Raw genomic sequence first — 21116 nt, forward strand, 5'->3', positions numbered from 1 at the left:
CTTCGTTGGGTGCGACGCGGGTCACGGGGCACCGAGCGCGAAGCGGCGCGCGGCGAGGTATTCGGCATACGGATCGCGGCCGGAGTACGACCAGGGGGCCGCGGTGACGTGCTCGCCGATGCGGTGGAAGAGGGCGGCGGCCTCGGCGGGCCGCCCTTCGCACACCTTGGCGTGCGCGAGGAAGTTGAGGTCGGCGCGGTGGCGGGGGTGGTCCTCTCGTTCCCATTCCAGCCACCAGTCGAAGGCGGCCTTCATGACCTGTCTGGCCCGCCGACCCGACCAGTGCCCGGAGGCGGCCGGATCGTCGGACTCGCTGCCGGCGGCGACGAGGACGCGGTAGCGCTCGGCGTGCGCGACCACGGGGAGCACGGCGAGCGGCGAGTCGGCGGGGGCCTGTTCGGCGGCCCAGGCGGCGAAGTCGTAGACCTCGTGCAGGGGGTCCTGACCGCTCTCGGGGTGGCTCTCAGCGAGCTGGGCCGTCATCAGGTGGTGCGCGTGGTGGTGCTCGGGGTGGCGGGCGCGGATCTCCTCGAAGTGCCGGGCGGCCTCCTCCCGTGCGCCGTCCACCCCCTGCGAGCCGCGTGCGCCGTCGAGCATCAGCAGGGCCAGCCAGGGCGTCGGGTCGGCGGGGGCGAGCCGGGCGGCGGTGAGGCAGACGTGGCGGGCCCGGTCGGCCGCGTTGGCGGACGCCTTGGGGTGCAGGGCGCGGGCGACCGCCGCGCACGCGAGGAGCGTGGCGGCGTCGGTGCTGTCGGGTTCGGCGAGGAGCCAGTCACCGGCCCAGCCGAGGGCGGACGGCGTCGCGGCGAGGGCGAGGACGCGGTGGCCCCTGCGGTCCCAGTCGGTGCCGGTCGCGCCGAGGAGGGCACGCGCCCTGGTCCACCGGCCCTGCTCGAACTGCCCGCGCACCTCGATGAGCTCGCTGTCGTCGAGGGCGGGGTCGAAGGGGTGGTCCGCGCGACCGCCCCTTCGGCGGGAGCGGCCCAGGGGCGGCGGAGGCGGGGACATCCGCGGGCTTCTTTCGACGCGATGTGCGAGCAAATGATCGCGCACAGCAAAGCGGTACGGAACGCTCCGAGTCAAGAGGCGGCCTTCCCCAACTCCTCTCACTTCCGCCACAGTTGGATGGAAGCGTCCCGGTGGGGCGAGATTCGTGCAGCTCACCGTGGGTGTCCGGGGTGCGAGGAGTGACGCGTGCCACACTGACGGCATGGCGAATCGTGAACCTCTCAAACCACTCCTCTTCGTCTTCCCGGGGCCGCTGCGCGACCAGTTGGTCGCCGCGGTGCTCGCCGGTGCGAAGGTGTCCACCTCCTGCCTGCTGGCCGAATACGAGGTGGAGAAGGAGGAGTTGCCCCCGGTGGGTGAGCGGTCCGCGCTGATCGACTCGGACGGGCGGGAGGTCGCCGTGGTCGAGGTGACGGACGTACGTGTGATGCGGCTCGGTGACGTCACGCTTCAGCACGCGATCGACGAGGGCGAGGGGTACACGACGGTTGCCGAGTGGCGGGCCTCGCACGAGCGGTTCTGGCACGGCGAGGAGATGCGGGAGGCTCTTGGTGACCCGGATTTCGTGGTCGACGACGACACGATGATCGTTGCTGAGCGGTTTCGGGTGGTGGAGGTGCTGGATGCGGTGGGGTGAGCGGGGGCGGGGCGGTGCGCCGCGGGTGGGGCCGCTGCGCGGGGCTTGTCCCCTACCCGCCCCCTCCCGAAACCGGGGCTCCGCCCCGGAACCCCGCTCCTCACACGCCGGAGGGGCTGGAAAGGCGGGTCCGGAGGGGCATGAGGGGCGGATCCGGAGGTGGTCCTAGCCGACCGCCTGCGCCGCCGCCCGGCCCGCCGCCCGGCCCGAGAAGATGCAGCCGCCCAGGAACGTGCCTTCCAGCGACCGGTAGCCGTGCACCCCTCCCCCGCCGAAGCCCGCCGCCTCGCCTGCCGCGTACACCCCGGGCAGCGGCGTTCCGTCCGCCGCGAGGACGCGTGAGGACAGGTCCGTCTCCAGGCCGCCCAGCGACTTGCGGGTGAGGATGTTGAGGCGCACCGCGATCAGCGGGCCCGCCTTCGGGTCGAGGATGCGGTGCGGCTTCGCCGTGCGGATGAGCTTGTCGCCGAGGTAGGCGCGGGCCCCGTGGATCGCCGTCACCTGGAGGTCCTTGGTGAAGGGGTTGGCGATCTCGCGGTCGCGTGCGGTGATCTCGCGGCGCAGTTCGTCCTCGTCGATGAGGCTGTCACCGGTCAGCGCGTTCATTCCGCGTACGAGGGCGCCGAGGTCCTTCTCCACCACGAAGTCCGCGCCCTTGTCCATGAACGCCTTGACGGGCGCCGGCACGTCGGCGCGCGCCCGGCCGATCACGTCGCGGACCGACTTGCCGGTGAGATCCGGATTCTGCTCGGAGCCGGAGAGCGCGAACTCCTTGCCGATGATCCGCTCGTCCAGGACGAACCAGGTGTAGCCGTATCCCGACTTCATGATGTGGTCGAGGGTGCCCAGCGTGTCGAAGCCGGGGAAGAGCGGCACCGGGAGCCGCTTGCCGCGGGCGTCCAGCCAGAGGGACGAGGGGCCGGGGAGGATCCGGATGCCGTGCTTGGCCCAGATCGGGTTCCAGTTCTCGATGCCCTCGGTGTAGTGCCACATCCGGTCGCGGTTGATGTGGTGCGCGCCCGCCTCCTCCGCGATCCCCAGCATCAGGCCGTCGACGTGGGCGGGGACGCCGGAGAGCATCTTCTCGGGCGGGGTGCCGAGCCGCTCGGGCCACTGGGACCGTACGAGGTCGTGGTTGCCGCCGATGCCGCCGGAAGTGACGATCACGGCCTGGGCCCTCAGTTCGAAGGTGCCGGTGGCTTCGCGGCTGCTCGCGGTGCCGCGTTCGGCGCCGCTCGGTTCGAGGATCTCGCCGGTGACCGTGTCGACCGCCCCGGCCGAACGGCCGAGCCCGGTGACCCGGTGGCGGAAGGCGAAGCGGACGAGGCCCTTGGCGACGCCTTCGCGCACCCGCCGCTCGAAGGGGGCGACGACACCCGGGCCCGTACCCCAGGTGATGTGGAAGCGGGGGACGGAGTTGCCGTGGCCCGTGGCGTCGTATCCGCCGCGTTCCGCCCAGCCCACGACGGGGAAGAACCGCATCCCCTGGGCGTGCAGCCAGGACCGCTTCTCACCGGCCGCGAAGTCGACGTACGCCTCCGCCCACTTCCGTGGCCAGTGGTCCTCCTCGCGGTCGAAGCCCGCCGTGCCGTACCAGTCCTGGAGGGCCAGCTCGTGGCTGTCCTTGATCCGCAACCGGCGCTGCTCGGGCGAGTCGACGAGGAACAGTCCGCCGAAGGACCAGTGCGCCTGACCGCCGATGGACTGCTCGGGTTCCTGGTCGAGCAGGATCACCGAACGTCCCGCGTCGACGAGCTCGGCGGTGGCCACCAGCCCCGCGAGCCCTGCCCCGATCACGATCACATCAGCGTCGTACGCCATGGGAATCCGTCCTTGTCACCAAGTTACTCGTGCGTCAGATCTTCGGTTCGGGCCGCTGCCACGTCAACCGTCCCGCACCTCCGGCCTGCGGCGGGACGCCGACGACCCGGGCACTCCGACCGCACGCGACCCGGCCCATGGGGGTGTTCGGGTAGTCGCCGTCGCCCTGCCGGCGGTGTGCTGTTGGATGGACGGCATGAGCGCTGCTGACGAGATCCTGGACATCGTCGACGAGAACGACGTGGTCGTCGGAGAGGCCCCGCGCGGCGAAGCGACCGCGCGCGGCCTGCGTCACCGCTGCGTCTTCATCGAGGCGCGGGATGCCGAGGGCCGGCTGTTCGTGCACCGCAGGACCGCCACCAAGCTGGTCTTCCCCTCGCACTACGACATGTTCGTCGGCGGGGTCGTGGGCGCGGGCGAGTCCTACGACGAGGCCGCCCTGCGCGAGGCCGAGGAGGAGCTGGGAGTCACCGGGCTCCCCCGCCCCGAACCGCTGTTCAAGTTCCTCTACGACGGCGGGCACCACACCTGGTGGTCGTACGTCTACCAGGTGCGGTGCGAGCTGCCGGTGCGCCCGCAGGCCGAGGAGGTCGCCTGGCACACCTTCCTGACCGACGCGGAGCTTGAGCAGCGGCTCGGCGACTGGACGTGGGTTCCGGACGGGCTGGAGACGTATCGGCGCCTCAGGGACTTCCGGGCGCGCTGAGCCCGCCCGGAGCGGCGGCCCCACGGCAGATAGGGTTCCCGGCGTGAACGAATTCGTACGGGGCCTGCGGCTGTGGTTCGCGCCGCAGCGGCTGCGCGAAGAGGGCGACACCCCCGACTACCGCTTCTCCCTCGCCAACGAGCGCACCTTCCTCGCCTGGCTCCGCACGGCTCTGGCGCTGATCGGCGGAGGTTTCGCCGTCGACCAGTTCCTCCCGGACCTCGCCTGGGGTGTGCGCACCTGTCTGGCGCTCGTTCTGCTCGCCTCCGGTGTGCTGTGCGCGCTGCGCGCGGTCAATCACTGGGTCAGGTGCGAGCGGGCCATGCGGCGGGGCGACGATCTGCCGGTCTCCCGCTTCCCGACCCTGCTGAGTCTCGCGGTCGCCGCCGTCGCCCTGGCGATGGTGGTGGTGGTCCTGTTCGGCTGGGAGTCCTGATGCCCGGCGCCGAGCGGGACCCCGGTCTTCAGCCGGAGCGGACCAGGCTGGCCTGGCGCCGCACCACCCTGTCCTGCACGGTGGTGGCCGTCCTGGCGGGCCGGCAGGCGCTGCACGGCGGGACGAGCCCGGCGGCGGTGACCGCCGTGGCCCTGAGCGTGCTGGCCTGGCTGGGGTTCCTGCGGGTGGCGCATCTGCGGGTGACGGCGATGGAGACGGCCAGGCCGCGGCCGATGTCGCCGCGCAGCGCGCTGACGTCGGCCGCGTGCACGGTCGCGCTGGCCGTCTTCGCCGCCGCCATGCTGTTCTGAGTCCTGACGTTTCGCGGCGGGGCCTCCCGGCCGCTCAGCTCTCCCATTCCACGGCGACGATGATCTTTCCGCGGGTGCGGCCCTCCTCGTTGAGCCGGTAGGCGTCCGCGGCCAGTTCCAGCGGGAAGACCCGGTCGACGTGGACCCGGACGATGCCCTGTTCGGCCAGTTCCGCCAGGTGCGCCAGATCCGTGGCGTCGGGCCGTACGAAGGCGTACTTGCCGCCGTAGGAGAGGACCTCGGGGTCCGCGACGGAGGCGAGGCGCCCGTCGGGCGCGAGCGTGTCGGCGGAGGCCCGCAGCGCGTCGCCGCCGACGGTGTCGAAGGCCGCGTCGATGCCCTCGGGGGCCAGGGCCCGCAGCCGGTCGGTGAGTCCTTCGCCGTACTCGACGGGTTCCGCGCCCAACTGCCGCACGTGGTCGTGGTTGTGGGGGCCCGCCGTACCGATGACCCGGCAGCCCGCGTGCCGGGCGAGCTGGACGGCCATCGAACCGACGCCGCCGGCCGCCGCGTGGACGAGCACCGTCTCGCCGCCGCGGATCTTCAGTACGCGGTTCAGTACCTGGTACGCGGTGAGGCCGGTCAGCGGCAGGCCCGCGGCCTCCTCGAAGCTCAGGCTCAGCGGCTTGCGGGCGAGGGTGCGCACGGGGGCTGCGACGTACTCGGCGAACGTACCGCGGGAGAGGAAGTCCTCCCGTACGTACCCGATGACCTCGTCGCCCACCGCGAACTCGTCCACGGCGACGCCGGGCTGGACCACCACTCCGGAGACGTCCCAGCCCGGGATCACCGGGAAGACGGCCTCAAGACCGGACTGGAGATAGCCTTCGCGGGCCTTCCAGTCGACGGGGTTGACGGACGCGGCCCGCACCTTCACCAGCACCGTGTCGGGGCCGACCTTCGGGTCGGGCCGCTCGCCGTACTCCATGACGTCGGCCGAGCCGTACCTGCTGTAGCTGATCGCCTTCATCTCATGACCATCGGCGCAGGTCAGGGTCGGCGCAACTCGGACCTCTCACCAGCGCGGGACGGACGGCGCCGTCCACCCCGGTTCGGCCTCGCGCATCGCCGCCGCGTCGTCCCGCTCCCGCATGGTGCCGTCGTCGTCGAGCCAGCGCCTGTGCAGTACGGCCAGGCGCTCGCGGTCCAGTGCGACGCCGAGGCCGGGGGCGTCGGAGACCGTCAGCCGGCCGCCTTCGAAGACGTGGCGGGTGGTGACCACGTCCTCGGTCTGCCACGGGTAGTGGCTGTCGCAGGCGTAGTCGAGGTTGGGCACGGTCGCCGCGACGTGGGTCATCGCGGCGAGGCTGATGCCCAGGTGGGTGTTGGAGTGCATGGACAGCCCGACGCCGAAGGTGCGGCAGATCGCGGCGAGCTCCCTGGTGCGGTGCAGCCCGCCCCAGTAGTGGTGGTCGGAGAGGACGACCTGGACCGCGTCACGGGCGAAGGCGTCGGGGAGTTCGGCGAGCGTCGTGACGCACATGTTGGTGGCCAGCGGGACGTCCGTCCCGGCGGAGACGGCGGCCATGGCGTCCGTCCCGCTCGCCGGGTCCTCCAGATATTCGAGGCCGCCCTTGAGCCGGTCCGCGACGTACAGCGAGGTCTCGACGGACCAGGCACCGTTGGGGTCCAGGCGCAGGGGCTGCCCGGGGAACGCCTCGGCGAGCGCCTCGATCGCGGCGATCTCCTGGTCCGGTTCGAAGACGCCGCCCTTCAGCTTGAAGGAGGAGAAGCCGTGCTCGCGGGCGAATCGCCGTGCCTGGGCGACGACTCCGGCCGGGTCCAGCGCCGCGCCCCAGTCGTCCCGCTCACCGGCTCCCGGGTGGGCCGCCCAGCGGTAGAAGAGATAGGCGCTGTATTCGACGGTGTCCCGGACCTTGCCGCCGAGCAGGGCGTGCACGGGCAGACCGAGGGTCTGGCCGAGCGCGTCCAGGCAGGCGACCTCGAAGCCGGAGACGACGGAGAGCCGCAGCTTGTCCACGGTCTGCACGCCGCGCAGCCCGCCCGCGTCGACCCGCTCGTCGGCGGACCGTGAGTCCCCGCACACCTCGTCGGCGAGAGCGAACAGGCCGTTCACATCGCTGACCGGACGGCCGGGCAGCGCTTCGGCGAGGGGCCGGGCGAGTTCGAGGTACTTGCCGTCTCCGTAGGTCTCCCCGATGCCGGTCACACCGCCGCGTGTGACCACTTCCACGATGAGGCGCGGGGTGTACGGCTGATGGACGCCCTGGGTGTTGAGAAGCGGCGGGTCGGCGATGAGGATCGGAGTGAGGCGGACTTCGTCGATCAACAGGGCTGTATCCATACGTGAACTCTATTCATAGATACAGCTGGACGCCAGGGTCCGTCCGGAGTTCGCGCCCACCGATTCCGGGAGTTCACTGGACGACATACCGACTGGTCGGCATCATGGTCACCGATTGTCCTACCGCCCCGGAGGTGCGCACCATGAGCCCAGTCCACCCGCCAGGTCTCGACCCCGACCTGCTGCGCGGCTACCTCGACCGCGAGCGGCCGGGGCTGGTGAGCGGACCGCTCGAAGCCCAGCTGATCGAGGGCGGGCGCTCGAACCTCACGTACATCGTCAGCGACGGCGCCCGCCGGTGGGTCGTCCGCAGGCCTCCGCTCGGCCATGTCCTGGCCACCGCGCACGACATGAAGCGCGAGCACCGGGTGATCAGCGCCCTGCACCCGACCGCCGTCCCGGTGCCGGAGCCGGTGCTGCTCTGTGAGGACGACTCGGTCATCGGATCGCCCTTCTACGTCATGGAGTACGTCGAGGGGACCCCGTTCCGTACCGCCGAGCAGCTCGCTCCGCTCGGCGCCGCACGCACCCGGGCCGCGATCCTCGGCCTCGTGGACACCCTGGTGGACCTCCACGCCGTGGACCCCGCGGCCGTCGGGCTCGGCGACTTCGGCCGCCCGGAAGGCTTCCTGGACCGCCAGCTGCGCCGCTGGGGCAAGCAACTGGACGCCTCCCGCAACCGCGAACTGGCCGGGATCGACGAGCTGCACTCCGCGCTCGGCCGCGCGCTGCCCGTCTCCCCCGCCCCGACCGTGGTGCACGGCGACTACCGCCTGGACAACGTCCTGATCGGCCCGGACGACGAGATCAGGGCGGTGCTGGACTGGGAGATGTCGACCCTCGGCGACCCGCTGACCGATCTGGGCCTGCTGGTGATGTACAGCTCCGACCTCGGTCTGCCCAGGTCCCCGGTGTCCACCACGTCCGGCGCGGCCGGCCATCCCACCCCCGCGGAGCTGATCGAGCGCTATGCCGCCCGCTCCGGCCGCGACACCTCCGCCCTCTCCTGGTACACGGCGTTCGCCTGGTTCAAGCTCGCCGTGATCCTGGAGGGCATCCACTACCGGTACACCCTGGGCCAGACTGTCGGCGCCGGCTTCGACCGCATCGGCGATCTCGTCCCCGTCTTCATCGAGCACGGCCTCACCACCCTCCAGGAAGGCTGAGTTACCCCATGGACTTCGCATTCGACGCCCGTACCGAAGAGCTGCGCACCACGCTGCTCACCTTCATGGACGAGCATGTGTACCCGGCCGAGCGGACCGCCGAGGAGCAGCGCGCGGAGCTCGCCTCCCCGTGGGACACCCCGGCGGTCGTCGAGGACCTGAAGGCCGAGGCGCGCAGGCAGGGCCTGTGGAACCTCTTCCTTCCCGACGCCGGATACGGTGCCGGGCTGACCAACCTCCAGTACGCCCCGCTGGCCGAGATCCTGGGCCGCAGCCCGCAGTTGGCGCCGACCGCGCTCAACTGCGCCGCGCCGGACACCGGGAACATGGAGGTGCTCTTCCAGTTCGGCACCGACGAGCAGAAGAAGCAGTGGCTGGAACCGCTGCTCGCCGGGGAGATCCGGTCCGCGTTCGCAATGACCGAGCCCGAGGTGGCCTCGTCGGACGCGACGAACATCGAGACCCGGATCACGCGGGACGGTGACGACTACGTCATCAACGGGCGCAAGTGGTACATCTCCGGTGCGATGAACCCGGACTGCAAGATCTTCATCGTGATGGGCAAGACGGACCCCGACGGCCCGGACATCCGGCGCCAGCAGTCGCAGATCCTCGTCCCTCGCGACACCCCGGGCCTCGAAGTGCGGCGCGCCATGCAGGTGTACGGCTACGAGGACCACTACCACGGCGGCCACGCCGAGGTCGTCTTCCACGACGTGCGGGTGCCCGCGACGAATCTGGTCGGCGAGGAGGGCGGCGGTTTCGCCATCGCCCAGGCACGGCTGGGCCCGGGCCGCATCCACCACTGCATGCGGCTGATCGGCATGGCGGAGCGGGCCATCGAGCTGATGTGCCGGCGGGCGGTGTCCCGTACGGCCTTCGGCAAGCCGCTCGCCCAGCAGGGCGTCGTCCAGAACTGGATCGCGGACGCCCGGGTCACGGTGGAGCAGCTGCGGCTGCTCGTACTGAAGACGGCCTGGCTGATGGACACCGTGGGCAACCGCGGCGCCCACACCGAGATCCAGTCCATCAAGATCGCCACTCCGCGCGCGGTGGTCGGCATCCTCGACCAGGCGGTGCAGTTGCACGGCGCGGGCGGGGTCAGCCAGGACTACCCGCTGGCCGAACTCTGGGCGGCCGCGCGGACGTTGCGCCTGGCGGACGGCCCGGACGAGGTGCACCAGCGGTCGCTGGCGCGCCGCGAGATCAAGAAGTACCTCTAGCCGGCTCGTGCATGGCCGGCGGTGAGACGTGGAGAGCTTCGGTACGGCCTTGTCCACACGTGTCGTACCGAGCCCACGTCGCAGGTCCGCTGACGCGGCAGCAGGCAGACGACGGCTCGGGCGGACCGGATCCCCGCGCCGTCGACGCCGATAGGGAACGGGCTCGTTGTCACCCTCTCGCGTGCGCCTGGGAGTATGAGCGCTCGGTCGCCGAACCCTTGACGACCTCCCATGCCCCACGCCCCCGGAGATCCCGCCATGCCACGCGTCCTCCTCGTCGAAGACGACCCCTCCGTGCGCGAGGGCGTCGAGCTCGGGCTGCGCCGGCGCGGGCACGAGGTCCTCGCCGTCGCGACCGGCGAGGCCGGTCTGGAGGCGCTGGGTGCCTTTCGCCCCGATCTCCTGCTGCTCGACCTGATGCTGCCCGCCATGAGCGGCGTCCAGGTGTGTTGCCGGGTACGCGAGACCAGCCAGTTACCGATCATCATGCTGACCGCGCGCGGCGACGACGTGGACATCGTCGTCGGCCTCGACGCGGGTGCGGACGACTACATCGTCAAGCCCGCCCGTACCGAGATCATCGAGGCCCGCGTACGTGCCGTGCTGCGCCGTATCGACGTCCCGGCCGACGCGCGGCCCGCCGTCGAGCACCACGGTGAACTCGGCATCGACCGCGCCGGTCACGCCGTCCTCAAGTCGGGCGCCCCGGTCCCCCTCGCGCCCTCCGAACTGAAGCTGCTCCTGCACCTGTCCGCGGTGCCGGAACAGGTCTTCAGCCGGCAGCGGCTCCTGGAAGAGGTCTGGGAGCACAGCTACCACAGTGACGTCCGGCTGGTGGACGCCTGTGTGCGCCGGCTGCGCACCAAGATCGAGGATCCGTCCCGCGATCCTCGCTACATACAGACCCTGCGGGGCTTCGGCTACCGCTTCGGTCCGCTGTGAGGATGCCGGGAGCGACCGTCGCGTTCGGGCTGCGCACGCGGCTGGTGATCGCGTTCCTGCTGGTGGCCGCGGTCAGCGCCGTCACGACCGCCGCGCTGACCTATCGGGAGGCACGCAGCGCGGTCCTCGCACGTGCGCAGGACACCGCGGTCGCCTCCTTCCGCGAGGAGGTCGAGCGGTTCGCCCCCAGTCTGCCCATGGACCCGGATTCGCTGCGGTGGTACCTGTACGACATCGCGGCGCGCGCCAAACCCCATCCGTGGATCGTCTTCGCCGAGTACGGCTCGTTGCGCGCCTCCTCGGGTGACCGGCCCGTCTCGGGTGTGCTGACCGCGGAGCTGCGCCGCACCGCGCTCACTTCGCCGCACGGCAGCTTCGAGCGGGTCGTCAAGGACGGGCGCGCGTATCTGACGATCGGGATGCCGGTGATGACCCGCGTCGTCGCCGGCGGCGGCGCGGTGCCCAGTGGCCTGGTTCTCTTCGCCGTGATGCCCATGACGAACGAGGAGGTGGACATCGACGCGCTGGTGACCGCTGCCCGCGACGGCGCGCTGCCAGGGCTGGCCGTGGCCCTGGTGCCCGCACTGCTCGCGGCGCGCAGCGTGCTGCGCCCCGTCCGTGAACTACGGCGTGCCGCACACTCCATGGGTGGCGGGAGGCTCGACACGCGTATCCCTGTCCATGGCCGCGACGAACTGGCCGACCTGGCGCGGACGTTCAACGAGTCGGCGGCCCGCCTCGAACGCTCCGTGCAGGAGTTGCGGGACGCCGGGGCGCGGGCCAGGCGCTTCGCCTCGGACGTTTCTCACGAGTTGCGCACCCCACTCGCCGGTATGCTCGCCGTCACGGACGTGGTGGACGAGGACGCCGAGACGCTCGACCCTGACACCGCGCGGGCGATGCGTCTGATCAGCGCCGAGACCGGCAGACTGGCCGTACTGGTGGAGGATCTGATGGAGATCTCCCGCTTCGACGCCCGCGCGGCGGAGCTCGTCGCCGACGAGGTGGACGCGGCGGAGGCCGTGCGCAGCACCCTGTCCGGCAGGCAGTGGCTCGGCCGGGTCCGCGCGGAGCTTCCTGACGGCTTCCGTATCCGCCTCGACCCGCGCCGCTTCGACGTCATCGTGGCCAACCTGGTCGGCAACGCCCTGCGCCACGGTGCCGAGCCGGTCACCGTGCGGCTGTCGGTACGCGGGGGTGTGCTGATCACCGAGGTGCACGACAGCGGCCCCGGGATCGCTCCGGATGTGCTGCCGCACGTCTTCGACCGTTTCTTCAAGGCGGACGCCGCACGTTCGCGCTCATCGGGCAGCGGGCTCGGGCTTGCGATCACCGAGGAGAACGTACAGCTGCACGGCGGCACGATCCGCGCGGAGAACGCGCCCGGGGGCGGCGCGCTGTTCACCGTGGAGCTGCCCTTCGACGGACCCGCGTCCGGGAGCAGCGCGCCGGACGGTCCGTCACCCGCGCAGGGTGGCATGGGGCCGGCGGACGGCCGGGACCGAACGAAGGCCACCGCGTGAGGAAGCCGGCGTTCCGTGCGCGTCGAGCGGTCCGGGTCGCCGCGCTGCTGGTGCTCGCCGGGGGCCCGCTCCTCCTGGGCTGCGGTATCCAGGAGACGGCCGTGATCGAGGCCGGCAGACCGGCTGTCGCCGATCTGCTTCCCCCGCGCGAGGGACGTGTGCTGTTGTTCTTCCTCTCCCCCGGCAACGAACTGCGGCCCGTGCCACGGACCGTCGACTCACCGTGGCGCAGCGGCGCCGCGGGTGAGGAGATGAGCGAGTCGCTCTCGCCGCTCGCGGCCGTCAACGCCCTGCTCGCCGGGCCGGACAAGGCCGAACGGCGGGCCGGATTCCGCAATGCTCCCTCGCTGCCCCCTGCGGCATCCGCCGCGGACCCGGTCGTGAAGGGTGGCCTCACCGTCGAGGTCACGCTGCGCCTGCGGGTGACACGGCTGACCGCCCCCGCCCGCGACCAGCTCGTCTGCACGGCCGCGTACGCGGCGCACGCGCAGGGCGCCGCGTCCGTGAGCCTGGTCGGGCAGGACGGACGCCTCGCCCCGGCCGACTGCCCCGTTCGCCCGGTCAAGGTGCCGGCACGCTGAGCCGTGGCGGCGGTTGTGCGAACGGCTGAGCACCGATCGAAGAGGATGTTCCCGGGCTGCGCGGCCGGGCTGTCGTCGGCCGCACCGACGTAGCGGCCCGCCGGAACCTCCGTTCCGGCGGGCCGCTCTCCTCGGCTCACCCCGGGCCGTGTCCCGCCCGTGGGTCACCGGCCTGGGTCACCTCTACTTGCCGAAGAAGGCGTTGTGGATCGTGACCGTCGACTGGTTGTCATTCTTGTCGGTGACGACGGCCTTCAGCGAAATCGCCTTGTCCTTCGCAGGGGCGGGCACCGTGATCCTGTCCGCCCTGACCGGTACGGGCAGCCACTTCTTGCCGTCGTACGACACCAGGACGCGCAGGGCCTTCAGGTTGTCGCCGGCCGCCGCCCCCTGCACCTCGACGGGGACGGTCTGCGTGGCGCCTGCCGGAACAGTGGAGTCCAGCGCGAGCTGCGGCAGGAAGCGGACCGTGGAGACCGGGAGCATGGCCGGGCTCTCGGTGCGGGCCGAGTGGAAGGTCCACGAGGCGTCGATCCGGGTCCCGGTGCGGTTGAACGCCGGGTTGCGGTGGATCGTGGTTGCCACCGTGTACGAGGCGGAGTCCGACGGCAGTGTGAAGGGCTCCTCGTCGATGGCGGAGTCCTTCTGCGCGTAAAGCTCCCCGTTGCGGTGGATGGTGGTGCTCGCCCCTGAGTACTGGGCGAACCCGGAATGGCCCGACCCGTCACTGACCAGCGGCAACGCGCCGTAGATGTCGTCGCCGTCGCGCACGATCCCGTCGTTCGCGTTCATCCGCGGCCCCAGTACCCCGACGTTGAACTTCTCGGTGTACGTCGCCCCCGCCTCGAATCGCTGCGGCCCGTCGAGCTGGTAGGCCGAGTCGAAGCTCCGGTAGCCCGCCGGGTCCGTCTCGCCCAGGACACCCGCGACGATGTTCCAGGCGGCCCCGTCGGCCGTGGACAGATACACATGGCGCGTTCCCAGTGCCGACTGCACCGAGTAGGGGGCCTCGACGCCGCCGCCGTAGTCCAGTACGCCGTGGGCCGCGAGGGCACCCTCGAGGCCGGGTACGGACGACCCGATCCTCGCCTTCACCAGGGCCATGTCCTTGAGCGTGTAGGTCTTGCTGTAGCCGGTGGCCAGCTCCTGGACCGGGCCGCCGGTGAGGACGTTGTACTCGCTGGTGCCCCGCGCCCAGTGCGCGGACCACTGCTGGGCGAGGGCGCCCTCCTCCATCCTGGGACCCTGGTACGCGGTGCGCAGGTTGTCGAAGCTGCCGAACTCGCCCCCCTCGATGATGAAGGTCTCGGGTGTGCTCAGGGTGTACATCACTCCGGCGCGCGTGGGGCGTGCGGCCGCGTCCGGCACCTTGAAGTTCACGGGCCGGGTGGTCCGGGCGTCGAGGGTGACCGTGGTGGGACCGGTCACCGAGAGCTGCGGATTGTTGATCAAATCGGCGCCCTTGCGCGGGTCCGCGGGGTCGACCAGCATGTCGGCGGCCAGGCTGTAGGTACCGCGCGGCAGCCGGACCGTGGCGGAGCCCGACGACAGATCCGGGAAGAACCGCTGGCCTGCGGCGGAGTCGCGGTAACCCTTCAGGTCGGCCTGCCAGTTGGTGCTGGCGGCGCCGTCCCGTCCGATGGTCTTGAAGGTGACGTCGTACGACTCGCTCTCGCGGTCCACCGCTGCCGCGGTGCGCACGGTCTGCCCCCCTCCGGACGCGACGACCGTGGCCGAGTACGAGCCGTCGACCGTACCGCCGAGCCGGGTGTCGGCCGTCAGATTCACGGCGGCGTCGCCGCCTGCCGGGACCGTGATCCGCCGCGTCTCAAGGGTGAAGAACCCTGCCGGGGCGGGCTGTCCGTCTCCGCCGGTGGGCGCCGCCAGCGACAGGTCCAGCGTCACATCGGAGGTGCCGTTGTTCCGGTACCTCACCTGCTTGGTGACGGGTGTGTCGTCGGTGTGGGGCCACTGCTGGGTGCCCAGGCTGACCGAGTTCGGTTCGGAGACGAGCGTCTGGTCGATCGCCTTGTCGACGGCGAGCCGGCCCGCGCCCTGCTGGAAGACCGAGTGGGAGCCGTCCTTGGCCGAGCCCGTCAGGACCGCCTTGATCTGGGCGCCCGTCCAGGTGGGATTCTTCTGCTTGAGGATCGCCGCGGCGCCCGCGACGTGCGGGGTCGCCATCGACGTACCGCTCAGGCTGACGTATCCGGGAGGGTTCTGTCCCGAGGTGCCGGCCGCCGCGGCCGCCGTGATCTCCACACCCGGCGCGGTGATGTCGGGCTTGACGGCGCCGTCCCCGGTGCGGGGCCCGACGCTGGAGAAGTCGGCGATCTGGTCGTCGTCGTCGACGGCGCCGACCGTCAGGGCCGCGTCGGCGCTGCCCGGCGATGCGACCGTGCCCCGCCCCGGTCCGCTGTTGCCCGCGGCTACCGCGAACAGGACGCCCTTCTCCGCGGAGATCTTGTTGACCTGGGCTTCCAGGGGGTCGATTCCCAGGGTGTCGGGGCTGCCCAGGCTCATGTTGATGATGTCGGCGCCCTGGGCGACGGCCCAGTCGACGCCCGCGAGGATGCCGGAGTCGTCACCGACGCCCCGGTCGTCCAGCACCTTGGCGTTGATCAGCCGGGCACCGGACGCCACGCCTTTGAACCGGGCGTCCTTCGCCCCCGTACCGGCCGCGACGGAAGCCACATGTGTGCCGTGTCCGACACGGTCCTGGGCGTCCGGGGAAGCGCTGAAGTTCTGCTCCGCCACCACCCGGCCCGTCAGGTCCGGGTGGGTGGCGTCGATCCCGGTGTCCACGACGGCGATCTTCACACCGGTGCCGTCGTACGAGCGGGCCCAGGCCGCCGGGGCGCCGATCTGGCCGGTGCTGCGGTCGAGCGACGCCTTCCGTACGCCGTCCAGCCAGATCCGCGCGATGCCGGAGGTCCTGGCCGCCGAACCGTCGGCCTGCTGACGGGTCAGGGCGTCCCACAGGGCGCCCGCGCCGTCGGTGGTGCGGGCGCTGGTGACGGCATCGGCGTCGAGGGCCGACAGAGTCCGGCGCACGGTGGTGCCGTCGGATGACCGCACCTCGGCGCGGGCGGACTTGGCCGCCGGTCCCCGGTAGCCGACGATCACCTTGAGCCCGGCCCGGTTGGCCTTGCGGCTCTGCGGTCCGGCGAGTCCGGTGATGTCGAACAGCCGCTGGTCCAGCGTGCCGTCGGCGATCAGCCGCCGGGCGTCACGCGGCACCACATAGGTACGTCCGTCGTGGGTCCGGGTGAAGAAGGGTATGTCCTCGCGGCCCTTCGCTCGCTGGATACCGCCGACCCTGCCACGGGAGTCCACGAGGACCCGGTCGCCGGTGATCAAGGTGACGGTGTGTCCGGTCCTGCCGGCTGAGCCCAAGTCCTGGGCGCCGACCGGGGATGCCGTGTCCGGGCTGCTGCTCTTCGCCGTTGCCGGGCCGGTCATGCCCGCCGTCAGGGCGACGGCGGCCGCAGCGACGACGGCATACGCCTTCTTTGATCGTTTACGCAAGATTGTCCCTGCTCAGGAGTGAATCGGGCGGGCGAAGGCCCGGCCCGCACGGGGACGTGTTCGGATATGTACGGCCCCGGGGCCCTGAAGTATTCCGGGGTCGCTCGGACGCACTCAATGATCGTTGTGTAACAGCCGTTCGGAATGACCGGGCTTTACCCGGGAGGGCCAACGGGGCGCGGATTCCCAGGTCGTGCCCGGGGAGGCGCGCGGTGCGTGCCTCCCCGGGACGGCTCAGAAGGTGAGCTTCCAGCTGTCGATGTAGCCGGTGTCCTGTGCGGCCACGTCCTGCACCCGGAGCTTCCAGGTGCCGTTCGCCACCTCGGCCGAGGCGTTGACCGTGTAGCTCGTGATCACGTTGTCGGCCGAGTCGCTGCTGCTCGAGTTCTTCAGCCGGTAGGCGGTGCCGTCCGGGGCGAGCAGGTCGATGACCAGGTCACCCCGGTAGGTGTGCTTGATGTCCACGCCGGCCTGGAGGGTGGCGGGTGCGTTGCCGGTGCGGCCGGACACCGCGAGCGACGAGGTCACCGCTGCCCCGTTGTCGGGCACGCTCACATCGGTGGTCGTCGAGTAGACGTCACCGGCCGGCGGGGTGACCGTACCGGCGGAGAGGGTCCAGATCGCGTGGGCGACGGCGTCGCTGTTGCGGTCGAGCGCGGTGTCGTTGATGTTGGCCGTGGTGTCGCACGAGGAGTGGTAGCAGCGGTCGAACGCCTGCCCCGCCGTGCCGCCCCACTTCTGGGCCTGAGCGCTCGACTTGGTGTTGCTGGCCCCGGTGAACAGACCGCCCACCGGCACGCCCGCGGACTTGAACGGAGCGTGGTCGGAGCGCCCGTCGCCCTCCGTCTCGATCTCGGTCGGTACGGACAGGGCCGCGTAGTAGTCCTTGAAGGTCTTCTCGATGACGGGGTCGTCGTCGTAGACGAAGTATCCGGGGTTCGGCGAGCCGATCATGTCGAAGTTGAGATAGCCGCTGAGCTTCGAACGCTCCGTGGACGGGAGGTTGTTGACGTAGTACTTGGAACCGATCAGCCCCAGCTCCTCCGCGCCCCACCAGGCGAACCGGAGGTGCTTGTCGGGCGCCAGCTGGGCGCGGGAGACGGCGAGCGCGGTTTCGAGTACGGCGGCGGAGCCCGAGCCGTTGTCGTTGATGCCCGCGCCCGAGGACACGGAGTCGAGGTGCGAGCCGGCCATCAGGACCTGGTTGGGGTCTCCGCCGGGCCAGTCGGCGATCAGGTTGTAGCCGGTGGCTCCGCCGGAGGTGAACTGCTGGAGCGCGGTGGTGTACCCGGCCGCGTCGAGCTTGGCCTTCACGTAGTCGATGGACGCCTTGTAACCCGCCCTGCCGTGTGCCCGGTTGCCGCCGTTGGCGGTGGCTATCGACTGCAACTGGGTCAGGTGGGCCTTGACGTTGGCGAGCGGGATGTCGGGGGCGGCAGCGGCCAGCGGGGCGGCTGCCCCGCCCGGGCCCGCCGCCTGCGCCGCCGGGGCGGCGGTGGCGAGCAGGGCGACGAAGGCGAGTGCGGCGGCTGCCCTGGATCTGCGCAGCGCGAAGCGGTTGGGGATCATGTCGGGGCTCCGGATTCCGTTCGGGGACTGACGGAACGTGCGGGGGGTGACCCGGCCGCGCCGTGCCCGACCGGGTCCTGGAGCTGCTGGTGCGACGTGCGTGACCGATGGTCAGTGAGATGACCGTGCACCGTCAAGAGCGGGAACCGGACATGGCCGTTCTATAAACGGACAGCGTCCCCCGGGGGACGACCGGGGGACGCGTACGCCAACGAGAGGCGCTACGGGCGCAGGGCGCGCAGCAGCAGGTCCGCGAGGTGGTCGGCGACCTCCTGCTGGCTGAGCGGGCCGTCGGGGCGGTACCAGGTGGACAGGTGATGGACCGAGCCGAAGTGGTAGTCGACCACGAGGTCCGCCGGGGTGGCCGTGGAGAACACCCCGGTCTTCTGCCCCTCCTCGATCAGGGCCCGGAAACGCTCGTGGTAGCGGCGCCGCTCCACGCGTACCTGCTTGTTCTTCTCCGGGCTCAGATGGTGCATCGAGCGGAAGAAGATCGAGGCGTCGTCGAGGTTCTCGATGGTCGTCACCACCACGTCGGCCGCCGCGTCGCGCAGTCGCCGCTCGATCGGCGCGTCGGCGTTCGCGTAGGCGTCGAGCCGCTCCTGCTGGAGCCGCAGCACCCTGGCGTACACCTCGTGGAGGAGGTCTTCCTTGGAGCCGAAGTAGTGGTAGAGCGCGCCCTTGGTGACTCCCGCCGCCTCGACGATCTCCTGGACCGAGGTGCGGTCGTAACCGCGCTCGGCGAAGAGCCGGGTGGCGGCGGCCAGCAGCCTCTGAGGGACGGGAGTGCCGTTCCCGTCCGTCGCCTTGGCCATTGCCGCCACCTGCCTTTCGTACGATGCGTGAACTGTTCTAGCGGGGGGAACGCAGTTCCCGCCTGAGGATCTTCCCACTAGCCGTCTTGGGGAGCTCCGTCAGGATCTCGACCTCGCGCGGATACTTGTAGGCGGCGAGCCGTTCCTTGCAGTACGCGCCCAGCTCCTCCGGTCCGGCCTCGGCCCCCGGCCGCAGGCTGACGTAGGCCCGGACGGTCTCGCCGCGGTACGGGTCGGGGACGCCCACGACGGCCGCCTCGCGGACCGCCGGATGGGTGTAGAGCACGTCCTCGACCTCGCGCGGCCACACCTTGAAGCCGGACGCGTTGATCATGTCCTTCTTGCGGTCGACCACGTAGAGCCAGCCCGCCGCGTCCATGAAACCGATGTCGCCGGTGCGCAGCTCACCACCGGGGAAGGCCGCGGCCGTCGCCTCGGGGAGGTTCCAGTAGCCCCGGACGACCTGGGGCCCGCGCACGGCGATCTCGCCCTGCTCACCGAAGGGAACCTCCTGGCCGCTCTCGTCGATGATCCGGACGACCGTGTCCGGCCCCGGGACGCCGACCGAGAGGGTGCCGGACACCGGGTCGACGGGGGCTTCCCGCTCCGGCGGCACGGAGGCGCAGGGGGCCGTGCACTCGGTGAGTCCGTAGCCGTTGCGGATGTACGGGCCGAAGGCCGCCCGGAACTTCTCCACCAGCGCGGGCGGCAGCGGAGCGCCGCCCGAGGAGATCACCTGGAAGGAGGCGAAGTGCCCGGGTGTGACGTCGGGATGGGCGGCGAGCGCCATGAAGGCGGTCGACGGGCCGACGGTGTAGGCGGGGCGGTGCTCGGCGAAGGCTTCGAGGACGACGCTCGTCTCGAAGCGGTAGGCGAGGACCAGGGTGCCCGCGTTGGCGACGCAGGCGGCGAGCTGGCACACCATGCCGGTGATGTGGAAGAGCGGGGCGAGCGCGAAGTAGGCGGAGCCCTCGGCGATGGGGTGGCCGGTGCGCTGGCGTTCGGCGTTGACCATGATGTTGCCGTGGGAGTTCATGGCTCCCTTGGGGGTGCCGCTGGTCCCCGAGGTGTAGCTGATCAGCGCCACGTCGGCGGCGCCGAGCTCCCGGCCGGCCGGGGCGGCGAGGCCCTGGCGGGCGACGGTCACCAGGTCGTCGGCCCAGTCGCCGGCGCCCGGTGCGGGCAGGCGCTCGAAGCCCAGGACGCGGGGGTCGTTCTTCGTCTGGAGGTCCAGCTCGCAGGCGGTGACGGCGATCCGTACGCTCGGGGCCGCCTCGGCCGTGGCCCGCAGATACGAGTCCCAGGCCCGGTCCGAGCAGACCAGTGCGGTCACCTCCGCGTCCTTCAGTACGTGGCCGACCTCGCCGGACTTGTACATCGGGTTGAGGGGGACGACGGTGGCGCCGGCCTTCCAGGCGCCGAGCAGCGCGATGACGAACTGCGGTGTGTTCTGGAGCATGATCGCGACGCGGTCGCCGCGTTCCAGCCCCCGGGCCGCGAGGTGGCCCGCGAAGGAGTCCGAGAGCGCGTCGGTCTCGCGGTAGTCCAGGCGCCCGTCGAAGTAGGCGAGCGCGGTGCGCTCCGGGGCGCGGGCGACGGCGGCCCGGAAGGCGTGGACCAGCGTCTCGGCCGGGGTCACGGGGGCGAGCTGGGCCTCGCTGAGCAGCGCCAGCCACGGCTTGGCCGCGTAGATCGACTCGGTCATGCGCCGGTCTCCTCCCACTTCTGCTGGAGGTGGTTCATATTGCCGAGCCAGTGGTCGGGGTCCTTGGCGCGCGCCCGGTAGTACCCGGCGACCTCGGGGTGCGGCAGGACCAGGAAACGGTCCTGATCGATGGCGTCGAAGAGCGCGTCGGCGACGGCCTCCGGCTCGATCGCGCTGGGGGCGAGCACGAGTTCGCCCGCGGAGCCCGCCGCGGTGAGCATGTCCGTACGGACGCCCTGGGGGCAGATCGCGTGGACCTTGACGCCGCGGTGCCGGTAGGTCAGCGAGAGCCACTCGGCGAAGGCGACCGCGCCGTGCTTGGTGACGCTGTAGGGCGCCGCGCCGATCATCGTGAGCAGTCCGGCGGCCGACGCGGTGGACACGAAGCGGCCGCTGCCGCGCTCCAGCCAGTCCGGGAGCAGCGCCTTCGCCGCGCGGACGTGTGCCATGACGTTGACGTCCCAGGCCGCGGCCCAGACCTCCTCGTCCGCGAAGACGTCTCCGGGCGAGGCCAGGCCCGCGTTGGCGCAGTAGACGTCCACCGTGCCGTCGAGCGCGTCGCGGGCGGCGTCCACGATCCGCGAGGCGTCGCCCGCGAGGGCGGTGCCCCCGATCTCCTCGGCGAGTGCCTTGATCCGGCCGATGTCGAGGTCGTTCACGACGACCCGCGCGCCCTCCGCGGCGAATCTGCGGGCCAGAGCGGCTCCGATGCCGCCTCCGGCTCCTGTGACCACTACGCCAGCGCCCTGCACCGTACTCATCGATCCCGCCTCTCTCAGCCGACTGCACCGGCAGACTAACCAGTCGGTATGTGATCCGGGAAGGGGTAGGCACGAGGAC

At 71.3% G+C, this 21116-nt stretch carries 18 protein-coding genes; 9 read left to right on the plus strand and 9 right to left on the minus strand.

Going from position 1 to position 21116, the window contains the following annotated elements; all coding sequences use genetic code 11:
* Positions 1 to 21: 21 nt before the first annotated feature.
* Positions 22 to 1008, minus strand: coding sequence for a hypothetical protein (locus tag AC07FA_RS22130; protein ID WP_479077631.1), 987 nt, complete (start codon positions 1006 to 1008; stop codon positions 22 to 24).
* 202 nt (positions 1009 to 1210) lie between these two features.
* On the opposite strand from AC07FA_RS22130, the gene AC07FA_RS22135 reads away from it, so the two are divergent.
* Positions 1211 to 1645, plus strand: coding sequence for an ASCH domain-containing protein (locus AC07FA_RS22135; RefSeq protein WP_479077632.1), 435 nt, complete (start codon positions 1211 to 1213; stop codon positions 1643 to 1645).
* 165 nt (positions 1646 to 1810) lie between these two features.
* Here AC07FA_RS22135 and AC07FA_RS22140 read toward each other — a convergent pair whose 3' ends face one another.
* Positions 1811 to 3466 (minus strand): FAD-binding dehydrogenase, encoded by a 1656-nt coding sequence (locus tag AC07FA_RS22140; protein ID WP_479077634.1) that lies wholly within the window; start codon positions 3464 to 3466, stop codon positions 1811 to 1813.
* Between the two features lie 196 nt (positions 3467 to 3662).
* On the opposite strand from AC07FA_RS22140, the gene AC07FA_RS22145 reads away from it, so the two are divergent.
* From AC07FA_RS22145 to AC07FA_RS22155, 3 genes are read left to right on the plus strand one after another with little or no spacing between them, the layout of a single operon-like run.
* Positions 3663 to 4172, plus strand: a complete 510-nt coding sequence (locus AC07FA_RS22145) for an NUDIX domain-containing protein (protein ID WP_479077635.1) — start codon at positions 3663 to 3665, stop codon at positions 4170 to 4172.
* Between the two features lie 43 nt (positions 4173 to 4215).
* Positions 4216 to 4608 (plus strand): YidH family protein, encoded by a 393-nt coding sequence (locus tag AC07FA_RS22150; RefSeq protein ID WP_479077636.1) that lies wholly within the window; start codon positions 4216 to 4218, stop codon positions 4606 to 4608.
* Positions 4608 to 4919 (plus strand): DUF202 domain-containing protein, encoded by a 312-nt coding sequence (locus AC07FA_RS22155; protein ID WP_479077638.1) that lies wholly within the window; start codon positions 4608 to 4610, stop codon positions 4917 to 4919. Before AC07FA_RS22150 ends, AC07FA_RS22155 begins: the two co-directional genes overlap by 1 nt.
* Before the next feature lie 34 nt (positions 4920 to 4953).
* Here AC07FA_RS22155 and AC07FA_RS22160 read toward each other — a convergent pair whose 3' ends face one another.
* Both AC07FA_RS22160 and AC07FA_RS22165 read right to left on the minus strand, forming a co-directional pair.
* A complete protein-coding gene (locus tag AC07FA_RS22160) occupies positions 4954 to 5889 on the minus strand; it encodes an NADP-dependent oxidoreductase (protein WP_479077639.1) in 936 nt (311 codons plus the stop codon).
* 45 nt (positions 5890 to 5934) lie between these two features.
* On the minus strand, positions 5935 to 7224 hold the full coding sequence (locus AC07FA_RS22165) for an enolase C-terminal domain-like protein (RefSeq protein ID WP_479077641.1): 1290 nt from the start codon (positions 7222 to 7224) through the stop codon (positions 5935 to 5937).
* A 143-nt stretch (positions 7225 to 7367) separates the two neighbouring features.
* Between AC07FA_RS22165 and AC07FA_RS22170 the strand changes: the two genes are divergently transcribed.
* The 5 genes from AC07FA_RS22170 (at position 7368) to AC07FA_RS22190 (ending at position 12659) form a co-directional block, all read left to right on the plus strand.
* A complete protein-coding gene (locus tag AC07FA_RS22170) occupies positions 7368 to 8390 on the plus strand; it encodes a phosphotransferase family protein (RefSeq protein ID WP_479077643.1) in 1023 nt (340 codons plus the stop codon).
* An 8-nt stretch (positions 8391 to 8398) separates the two neighbouring features.
* Positions 8399 to 9613, plus strand: coding sequence for an acyl-CoA dehydrogenase family protein (locus AC07FA_RS22175; protein WP_479077644.1), 1215 nt, complete (start codon positions 8399 to 8401; stop codon positions 9611 to 9613).
* Positions 9614 to 9871: 258 nt separating this feature from the next.
* A complete protein-coding gene (locus tag AC07FA_RS22180) occupies positions 9872 to 10555 on the plus strand; it encodes a response regulator (protein ID WP_479077645.1) in 684 nt (227 codons plus the stop codon).
* Between the two features lie 2 nt (positions 10556 to 10557).
* Positions 10558 to 12078, plus strand: coding sequence for an ATP-binding protein (locus AC07FA_RS22185; protein WP_479077647.1), 1521 nt, complete (start codon positions 10558 to 10560; stop codon positions 12076 to 12078).
* Complete coding sequence (locus AC07FA_RS22190; RefSeq protein WP_479077648.1) at positions 12075 to 12659, plus strand: hypothetical protein; 585 nt, start codon at positions 12075 to 12077, stop codon at positions 12657 to 12659. The genes AC07FA_RS22185 and AC07FA_RS22190 overlap by 4 nt, the downstream gene beginning before the upstream one ends.
* Before the next feature lie 183 nt (positions 12660 to 12842).
* Here the strand turns inward: AC07FA_RS22190 and AC07FA_RS22195 are convergent, their stop codons facing one another.
* The 5 genes from AC07FA_RS22195 to AC07FA_RS22215 all read right to left on the minus strand — a co-directional run bounded on the left by AC07FA_RS22195 (position 12843) and on the right by AC07FA_RS22215 (position 21037).
* Positions 12843 to 16187: a S8 family peptidase gene (locus tag AC07FA_RS22195; protein WP_479077650.1), complete on the minus strand. Its 3345-nt coding sequence runs from the start codon at positions 16185 to 16187 to the stop codon at positions 12843 to 12845.
* A 234-nt stretch (positions 16188 to 16421) separates the two neighbouring features.
* Complete coding sequence (locus AC07FA_RS22200; RefSeq protein ID WP_479077651.1) at positions 16422 to 17756, minus strand: M28 family metallopeptidase; 1335 nt, start codon at positions 17754 to 17756, stop codon at positions 16422 to 16424.
* 221 nt (positions 17757 to 17977) lie between these two features.
* Positions 17978 to 18571 (minus strand): TetR/AcrR family transcriptional regulator, encoded by a 594-nt coding sequence (locus AC07FA_RS22205; protein WP_479077653.1) that lies wholly within the window; start codon positions 18569 to 18571, stop codon positions 17978 to 17980.
* A gap of 37 nt (positions 18572 to 18608) precedes the next feature.
* Complete coding sequence (locus AC07FA_RS22210) at positions 18609 to 20276, minus strand: AMP-binding protein (RefSeq protein ID WP_479077654.1); 1668 nt, start codon at positions 20274 to 20276, stop codon at positions 18609 to 18611.
* Positions 20273 to 21037, minus strand: coding sequence for an SDR family oxidoreductase (locus tag AC07FA_RS22215; RefSeq protein ID WP_479077656.1), 765 nt, complete (start codon positions 21035 to 21037; stop codon positions 20273 to 20275). The genes AC07FA_RS22210 and AC07FA_RS22215 overlap by 4 nt, the downstream gene beginning before the upstream one ends.
* Between the last annotated feature and the right edge of the window lie 79 nt (positions 21038 to 21116).

It is taken from the genome of Streptomyces sp. NPDC045968, assembly GCF_056430475.1.